We start from the raw sequence: 7,628 nt of genomic DNA, 5'->3' as shown, positions 1-7,628 counted from the left end.
AGGGGCGGCTGCCTGCTCACCGGCGGGTACGGCTCCGCCGTCGGGGCCGCCATCGGCGCGGTGATCTTCGGCATGGCCGACAAGGGCATCGTCTTCCTGGGCTGGGACGCCGACTGGTTCAAGTTCTTCCTCGGCGCGATGCTGCTGCTGGCCACGCTGGCCAACCGCCTGGTCAGGCGGTACGCCGAGGAGGTGAAGCATTGATCATCGAGACGCGCGGCATCGGCAAGACGTTCGGCTCGGTCCTGGCGCTGCGCGATGTGTCGCTGGGCGTGGAGGCAGGCCGGGTCACCTGCGTCCTGGGCGACAACGGCGCCGGCAAGTCGACGCTCATCAAGATCCTTTCGGGGGTGCACCAGCACGACACCGGCTCCTTCCTGGTGGACGGGGCCGAGGTGCGCTTCTCCAGCCCGCGTGAAGCGCTGGACCGCGGCATCGCCACCGTCTACCAGGACCTGGCCATGATCCCGCTGATGTCGGTGTGGCGGAACTTCTTCCTCGGCTCCGAGCCGCGCAAGGGCCTGGCCTTCGACGTGGCCAAGGCCCGGCGGGTGGCGCGCGAGGAGCTGGCGGCCATGGGCATCGACATCCGCGACGTCGACCAGCCCGTCGGCACCTTGTCGGGCGGTGAGCGCCAGTCGGTGGCCATCGCCAGGGCCGTGCACTTCGGCGCCCGCGTGCTCATCCTGGACGAGCCGACCTCCGCGCTCGGCGTCAAGCAGGCCGGTGTCGTGCTGCGCTACATCGCCAGGGCCCGCGACCGGGGGCTCGGCGTGGTGTTCATCACCCACAACCCGCACCACGCCTACCCGGTGGGGGACCGGTTCCTGCTGCTCAACCGGGGTACGAGCATGGGCGAGTACGGCAAGGGCGACATCACCCGCGAGGAGCTGACCGCGCTGATGGCGGGCGGGGCGGAGCTGGAGCAGCTCTCCCACGAGCTGAACCGCGAGTAGGCGGCCCTCAGCGACCGCGAATTCTGCCGGTGGGGATTCTGTCGGTGGGGTGGTCCATGATGGCGGTCATGACGTCATGGCAGGAGTTCGAGGGCCAGGCTCCCGGGCTGGCGAGCACCGCGCGGGGCCTGATGGAGCGCCACCGGCACAAGGTGCTGGCCACCGTCCGCAAGGACGGCTCGCCGCGGGTGAGCGGCATCGAGACGCAGTTCCGCGACGGCGAGCTGTGGATCGGGTCGATGTCGCGGGCGGTGAAGGCGTTCGACCTGCGCCGCGACCCGCGCATGGCGCTGCACGTCACCTCGCCCGACCCCGACGAGGCCAACCCGTCGGCGTGGGCCGGCGACGTGAAGGTGAGCGGGCGGGCGGTGGAGATCACCGACGCCAAGGCGCTGGCCGAGGCGGGGATTCCCGGCGACGACTCGCACCTGTTCCGGGTCGAGGTGACCGAGGTCGTGTGGACCCGCGTCGAGGGCGACGAGCTGGTCATCGACGCCTGGCACGACAACGGGACGGGCGTGACCCAGATCCGCCGCAAGTAATCTACAAAGTAAAGGCGTCGGGCCGGTTCACGATCATCCTCAGTGGACGAAGAACCCGCCGTCGACGAACAGCATCTGTCCGGTGACAAACGCGGAGGCGTCACCGGACAGGAACACCGCGGCCCCCTCGAAGTCCGCCGGCACGCCGTTGCGGGCGACCATGTGGCGGGCGGCGAGCTGTTCGACGCGGCCGGGGACGGCCTGGGCGGGCTCGGTCAGCGGCGTGAGCACAAATCCGGGGATGATCGTGTTGACGCACACGCCGCTGCTCGACCATGCCTCGGCCTGGGAGCGGGTCAGGCCGGCGATGGCGGCCTTGGCGGCGCCGTAGACGCCGCTGTTGCCGAACGCGCTGATGCTCTGCTGGGAGCCGATGTTGATGATGCGTCCCCAGCCGCGTTCGGCCATGCGCGGGCCGAAGTGCTGGCCGAGCAGGTAGGGGGCGGTCAGGTTGACGGCGATGGTCTGCTCGTAGTCGTCGAGGGTGAGCTCGGCCATGGGTTTGCGGATGTTGTTGGCGGCGTCGTTGACCAGGATGTCGATGTGGCCCGCGCTCTCGCAGACCCGCTGGAGGGCGGTGCGGTCGCCGAGGTCGGCGGCGATGCTGGAGGCGGTGACGCCGTGCTGCCGCAGCCGGCTGACGGCTTTGTCCAGTTCGGGTTGCCTGCGGGCGACGATGACGACTTCGGCGCCGGCGCGGCCGATGGCCTCGGCCATGGCGTGGCCGATGCCGGAGCTGCCGCCGGTGACCAGGGCGCGGCGGCCGTGCAGGGAGAAAAGGTCGCGCAGGTAGTCGGACACGAATGGTCAACTTAGCACCAGGGGCGGGGCGGGGATCGGCAGGGTGGCTGCCGGTGCGGGGCGTCTTGCCCGGGGTCGGGCGGCGACGCCGGTGAGGTGCCGGGTGGTGCTGGTGTCGGTGGAGGGGCGGCGGCTGGGGTTCGAGGTGTCGGCTCATGACGGGGTGGAGGTGATCGGTGAGGGTACGCATGAGCGGGTGATCGTGGACGCGGGGAGGTTCACCGCGCGTGCCCTGGCCAAGCGGGCGGCGGGGGGTTCTGGCGGGGGGTGAGTGTCAGGGGGTGAAGATGGCGTGCGGGTCGCCGGTGTACCAGAGGTTGTCGATGCGCAGGCGGTTGATCAGCCAGCGGCTGCCGTCGCGGGTGAGTTCGGCCGCGTACAGGTTCTTGAGCAGTGCGTGGGTGGTGGGGTCGGCGCTGAGCAGGTGCTGGGCCTCGACCATGGCGGTGAGGCGGGCGTGGTCGCCGTCGAGGTGGAGGCGTGGGTTGGTGACCTGGTGGCTGGTTTCGACGCGGCCGGTGAACAGGCCGAGGATGAGGTCGACGATGGTGTCGCGGCCTTTCATGACGGGGCTCTGGCCGCCCCATCTGGCGGCGGCGGGTCCGAAGTCGAGTTCGGCGTCGGTGGTGAAGGCGGAGGCGAACAGGTCGCGGTTCTTGAGGTCCTGGCCGAGTCCGAACCGGTAGAGCGCGTCGATGATCTCCACGCGGTCGGTGAGGCTGGTGGTGGCGGTTCGGGCGCAGGTGTCTGTCACGTACATGGTTTCCACGATGGGGTCGTGGGGGTGGCGGGATCAACGAGCTATCCTGCAACGACCGTTAAGCCGGATTTAACGTTGTGGGGGTGCGGGGTGGAGCGGCAGGAGATCGAGGCGTTCTTGACGCTGGCGCAGGAGTTGCATTTCGGGCGGACGGCTGAGCGGCTGCGGGTGACGACGGCCCGGGTGAGTCAGACGATCAGGAAGCTGGAGCGGCGGGTGGGGGCGCCGTTGTTCGAGCGGACCAGCCGGCGGGTGGCGTTGACGCCGTTGGGGGTGGGGTTCGTGGCGGAGTTGCGGCCCGCGTACGAGGGGGTGGAGGCGGCGCTGGCGAACGCGGTGCGGGCCGGGCGCGGGGTGGAGGGGGAGCTTCGGGTGGGGTTCGTGGGTGCGGCCGCGGGCCAGTTGCTGTTGCGGGTGGTGGAGGTGTTCGGTGCGCGTCGTCCGGGGTGTGTGGTGAGCGTGCGGGAGGTACAGATGGGCGGGGCGCTGGAGCGGCTGCGTGAGGGTGAGGTGGAGTTGCTGCTGGGGTGTTTTCCGGTGGAGGTGGCGGGGCTGGTGGCGGGGCCGGTGCTGTTGTCGGAGCGGCGGATGCTGGCGGTGCCGGCCTCCAGTGTGCTGGCGGGTGAGCGTTCGGTGTCGATCGAGGCGCTGGCGGGGCAGGAGGTGCTGCGGGCGCCGTGTTCGATTCCTGACTACTGGTCGGCGGGGCGGCCGGGGCCGGTGCGGCGTACGCCTGGGGGGCGGGTGATCGGCGAGGGGCGGGAGGCGGCGACGTTGCAGGAGGTGCTGACGCTGATCGGCGCGGGTAAGGGGGTTTTCCCGGTGGGGGCGCAGGCCCGGCAGTACTACGCCCGGCCGGATGTGGTGTATGTGCCGTTCAGTGATACGCCGCCGCTGGAGTGGGGGCTGGTGTGGCGGGCGGGTGAGGACACCGCTCTGGTGCGCGCTTTTGTGGCGGCGGCACGCGAGTGCGCCTGAGGCGCTTGCTTGAGGGGATCGGGCGGCGGTAGGCTCGCTTACTTGACACTACTTCTCAAGCGACTGCACACGCCCTCCTGATAGGAGTATACCAGCCAATGGCTAATCGTCAAGATGCTCTCGCGGAAGCCCTTGACATCGAGCAGAACGCGGTCCGGATGCTGTACGGCAGGCTCGACGCGGCGCGGGAGCGGGCGCGCGAGGCGCTGCGCGAGGTCCACGGGCGCGGCGCGGAGACGGGCACCCGCCAGGCGCGGGTGGAGCGTGAGGTGAGCGCGTCCGAGCAGGGCAGGCGGCTGGCCCAGCTGGACGGGGTGGAGCGCGGCCTGTGCTTCGGCCGGATCGACGACACGGCGGGGGAGACGACCTACATCGGCCGGATCGGGCTGCGTGACGCCGGGCACGAGTCGGTGCTGGTCGACTGGCGGGCGCCGGCGGCGCGCCAGTTCTACGTGGCGACGGCCAGCGACCCGGGCGGGCTGCTGCGCCGCCGTCACCTGCACACCCGGGAGCGGACCGTGGTGGGGCTGGACGATGAGGTGTTCGACCTGGAACGGCTGAGCGAGGGCGATCGGCGCACTTTGGTGGGGGAGGCGGCGCTGCTGGCGGCGCTGCGCCGCGGCCGTACCGGGCGGATGGGTGACGTGGTGGCCACCATCCAGACCGAGCAGGACCGGGTGATCCGCGCCGGTCTACAGGGCGCGCTGGTGGTGCAGGGCGGACCGGGCACCGGCAAGACGGTCGCGGCGCTGCACCGGGCCGCCTACCTGCTCTACACCCACCGCAGGACGCTGGAGCGGCGGGGTGTGCTGGTGGTCGGCCCGAACCTGATGTTCCTGCGCTACATCGGCCAGGTCCTGCCCGCGCTGGGCGAGACGCAGGTGGTGATGTCGACGGTCGGGGAGCTGTTCCCGGGGGTGCGCGCGGTGCGGGTGGACGCGCCGCGCACGGCGGTGGTCAAGGGCGACCTGCGCATGGCCGCCCTGGTCGCGGCCGCGGTGCGGGACCGGCAGCGGCTGCCGGACGGCGATCTGCGGGTGTTGCTGGACGGCCGGGTGCTGACGGTGGCGGGGGCGGTGTGCGCGCGGCTGCGCGAACGGGCGCGGGCGGTGCGGCTGCCGCACAACATGGCCCGCAAGCTGTTCGTCACCGAGCTGCTCAAGGAGCTGGCGCTGGCCGAGGCGCGGGCGCTGGAGGCGGCGCTGCGGCTGGCGGAGATGGACTTCGACGACCCGGAGCTGGAGGCGCCGCTCGACCTGGACCGCGACATGGACGAGGTGGATGTGGCGCTGGCGTCCAAGCGGCTGTGGCAGGAGCCGCCGATCCGCGAGGCGGTGGAGGCCCTGTGGCCGGACCTGACGCCGCAGCGCCTGATCGGCGAGCTGCTGGCCTGCCCTGAGACGCTGGCCTCGCTAGCGCCGGCCGGCCTGGACTGGCGGGCCCTGGTGCGGGAGCGGGACGCCGGGTGGACGGTCGGTGACGTTCCGCTCCTGGACGAGGCGGCCGAGCTGCTGGGCGAGGACGACTCGGCGCGGCGGGTGGCGGCCAGGGACGCCGAGAGCGAGTGGGAGGAGCAGCAGCTGTTCGCCCGGGAGGTGCTGGAGACGACCGGCCTGCTGGAGGAGGGGATCTTCGACCGGGCCGACGTGCTGGCCGACCGCCACGCCGGCGCGGGCTCGGACCTGACGACGGCGGACCGGGCGGCGGCCGATCGCCAGTGGGCCTACGGCCACGTGATCGTGGACGAGGCGCAGGAGCTGTCGGCGATGGCCTGGCGGCTGGTCATGCGCAAGGTGCCGGCGCGTTCGCTGACGGTGGTGGGCGACATCGCGCAGACGGGGTCGGCGGCGGGCGCCCGCTCGTGGGGCGAGGTCCTGGATCCGTACCTGAAGGGTCGCTGGCGTGAGGAGCGGCTGCTGGTCAACTACCGCACCCCCGCCGAGATCATGCGGGTGGCGGCCGAGGTGCTGCGGTCGGTGGACCCGTCGCAGAGCCCGCCGGAGTCGGTCAGGCAGGGTGAGGCCGAGCCGAGGGCGGTCCGCGCCGGGGCCGGGGAGCTGCCGGCGCTGGTGGCGGCCGAGCTGGCGGAGATCGGTGAGGGCACCTTGGGGGTGCTGACCCCGGACGCCCGTCACGGCGAGGTGGCGGCGCTGTTCCCGGGCAGCGACGACCTGGAGGCGCCGGTGGTGGTGCTGACGGTGACGCAGGCCAAGGGGCTGGAGTTCGACGCGGTGGTCGTGGTGGACGCGGCCGCGATCCTGGCGCAGTCCCCGATGGGCGGCCAGGACCTCTACGTGGCGGTGACCCGGGCGACCCGCCGGCTGACGGTCACCCATGAGGGCGACCTGCCGCCGGTGCTGGATCTTCTGGACCGGGCGGGCTGAGGGGGCCGCGTCCACACTGTGGGATTTAGTGTCCAAAAAGTAACTTGACCGTACGGCCGAGCCCAACGATGCTTTTCCTACGGATATAGTAGGAAAAACGGGAAAGGGGATGTGGTGCGATCACTCATCCTGCTCGGCCTGGTCGGGTTCGCCGCCCAGCTCGTGGACGGTAGTCTGGGGATGGCCTACGGGGTCACCTCAACCACCCTCCTCCTGGCCATCGGCACCAATGCCGCCGCCGCCTCCGCGACAGTGCACCTGGCCGAGATCGGCACCACGCTCGCCTCGGGCCTGTCGCACTGGCGCTTCAACAACATCGACTGGAAAGTCGTCGCCAAGATAGGCATCCCCGGCGCGGTCGGCGCCTTCGCCGGCGCCACCTTCCTGTCGAGCCTGTCCACCGAGGTGGCGGCGCCGATCATGTCGATCATCCTGCTGTCCCTGGGCCTGTACATCCTGGTCCGCTTCACCGCCTTCGGCCTGCCGCGCGGCAACCTGGGCAAGCCGCTGCGCAAGCGCTTCCTGGCGCCCCTCGGCCTGGTCGCCGGCTTCGTGGACTCCACCGGTGGCGGCGGCTGGGGGCCGGTCGGCACCCCCGCCATCCTGGCCAGCGGCCGCATCCCCCCGCGCAAGGTGATCGGCTCGATCGACGCCAGCGAGTTCCTGGTCGCCATCGCCGCCAGCATCGGCTTCTTCATCGGCATCGGCTCGGAGAACATCAACTTCGCCTGGGTCGGCGTCCTGCTGCTCGGCGGTGTCATCGCCGCCCCCATCGCCGCCTGGCTGGTCCGCCACATCCCCCCGCGCATCCTGGGTTCGGCGGTCGGCGGCGTCATCATCATCACCAACGTCCGCACCCTGCTGCGCAGCGACTGGATCGACGCCCCCGGCGGCGTCCAGGCCATCTTCTACATCGTCATCGCCGTGCTCTGGGCCGCCGCCATCGCCTACTCCGTCCGCGAATGGCGCCGCGACCGCGAGCACGAGTCCGTCGAGGCCGTGGAGAGCGAGGTCAAGCAGCGCAGCGAGGAGGAGGAGACCGCTCCCGCCTGACCGCCCGATCTCTTCCATGCCGCTGCCGGCCCGGCCCACCGCCTGGTGCGCCGGGCCAACGGCATTGCGGCCCTCGGGGCACGCGGGCGTGAGCCGTCCGCCGCCCGCCACCGGCCGCCCGCCACCGGCCGCCCGCCACCGGCCGCCCGCCACC

General features: G+C 71.6%; 9 protein-coding genes. 7 read left to right on the top strand and 2 right to left on the bottom strand.

The window, feature by feature from the left end; all coding sequences use genetic code 11:
- From KME77_RS12770 to KME77_RS12760, 3 genes are all read left to right on the top strand, one after another.
- Positions 1 to 204: ABC transporter permease subunit (locus tag KME77_RS12770; protein ID WP_443679432.1), on the top strand; the 204-nt coding region annotated here is incomplete at its 5' end.
- Positions 201 to 956 (top strand): ATP-binding cassette domain-containing protein, encoded by a 756-nt coding sequence (locus tag KME77_RS12765; RefSeq protein ID WP_219466229.1) that lies wholly within the window; start codon positions 201 to 203, stop codon positions 954 to 956. The genes KME77_RS12770 and KME77_RS12765, both read left to right, overlap by 4 nt.
- A 68-nt stretch (positions 957 to 1,024) precedes the next feature.
- Positions 1,025 to 1,498, top strand: a complete 474-nt coding sequence (locus KME77_RS12760) for a pyridoxamine 5'-phosphate oxidase family protein (RefSeq protein ID WP_219466228.1) — start codon at positions 1,025 to 1,027, stop codon at positions 1,496 to 1,498.
- Between the two features lie 39 nt (positions 1,499 to 1,537).
- Here the strand turns inward: KME77_RS12760 and KME77_RS12755 are convergent, their stop codons facing one another.
- Positions 1,538 to 2,299 (bottom strand): SDR family NAD(P)-dependent oxidoreductase, encoded by a 762-nt coding sequence (locus KME77_RS12755; RefSeq protein WP_219466225.1) that lies wholly within the window; start codon positions 2,297 to 2,299, stop codon positions 1,538 to 1,540.
- Between the two features lie 43 nt (positions 2,300 to 2,342).
- Here KME77_RS12755 and KME77_RS12750 point away from each other — a divergent pair, with 43 nt between their 5' ends.
- A complete protein-coding gene (locus tag KME77_RS12750) occupies positions 2,343 to 2,570 on the top strand; it encodes a thioesterase family protein (protein WP_372451170.1) in 228 nt (75 codons plus the stop codon).
- Positions 2,571 to 2,573: 3 nt separating this feature from the next.
- Here the strand turns inward: KME77_RS12750 and KME77_RS12745 are convergent, their stop codons facing one another.
- Positions 2,574 to 3,059: a nuclear transport factor 2 family protein gene (locus KME77_RS12745; RefSeq protein ID WP_219466217.1), complete on the bottom strand. Its 486-nt coding sequence runs from the start codon at positions 3,057 to 3,059 to the stop codon at positions 2,574 to 2,576.
- Positions 3,060 to 3,149: 90 nt separating this feature from the next.
- Here KME77_RS12745 and KME77_RS12740 point away from each other — a divergent pair, with 90 nt between their 5' ends.
- From KME77_RS12740 to KME77_RS12730, 3 genes are all read left to right on the top strand, one after another.
- Positions 3,150 to 4,037 carry a LysR family transcriptional regulator gene (locus KME77_RS12740; protein WP_219466214.1) on the top strand — a complete coding sequence of 296 codons (888 nt, stop codon included), beginning with the start codon at positions 3,150 to 3,152 and terminating at the stop codon, positions 4,035 to 4,037.
- Between the two features lie 98 nt (positions 4,038 to 4,135).
- Entirely contained in the window at positions 4,136 to 6,421 is a 2,286-nt protein-coding gene (locus tag KME77_RS12735; protein WP_219466210.1) for a HelD family protein, read from the top strand.
- A 114-nt stretch (positions 6,422 to 6,535) separates the two neighbouring features.
- Positions 6,536 to 7,474, top strand: a complete 939-nt coding sequence (locus KME77_RS12730) for a sulfite exporter TauE/SafE family protein (protein WP_219466208.1) — start codon at positions 6,536 to 6,538, stop codon at positions 7,472 to 7,474.
- Positions 7,475 to 7,628: the final 154 nt, after the last annotated feature.

Origin of the sequence: Nonomuraea rhizosphaerae (assembly GCF_019396405.1) — a bacterium.
Lineage (GTDB): Bacteria > Actinomycetota > Actinomycetes > Streptosporangiales > Streptosporangiaceae > Nonomuraea > Nonomuraea rhizosphaerae.
This window is presented reverse-complemented; position numbering and strand designations above follow the sequence as displayed.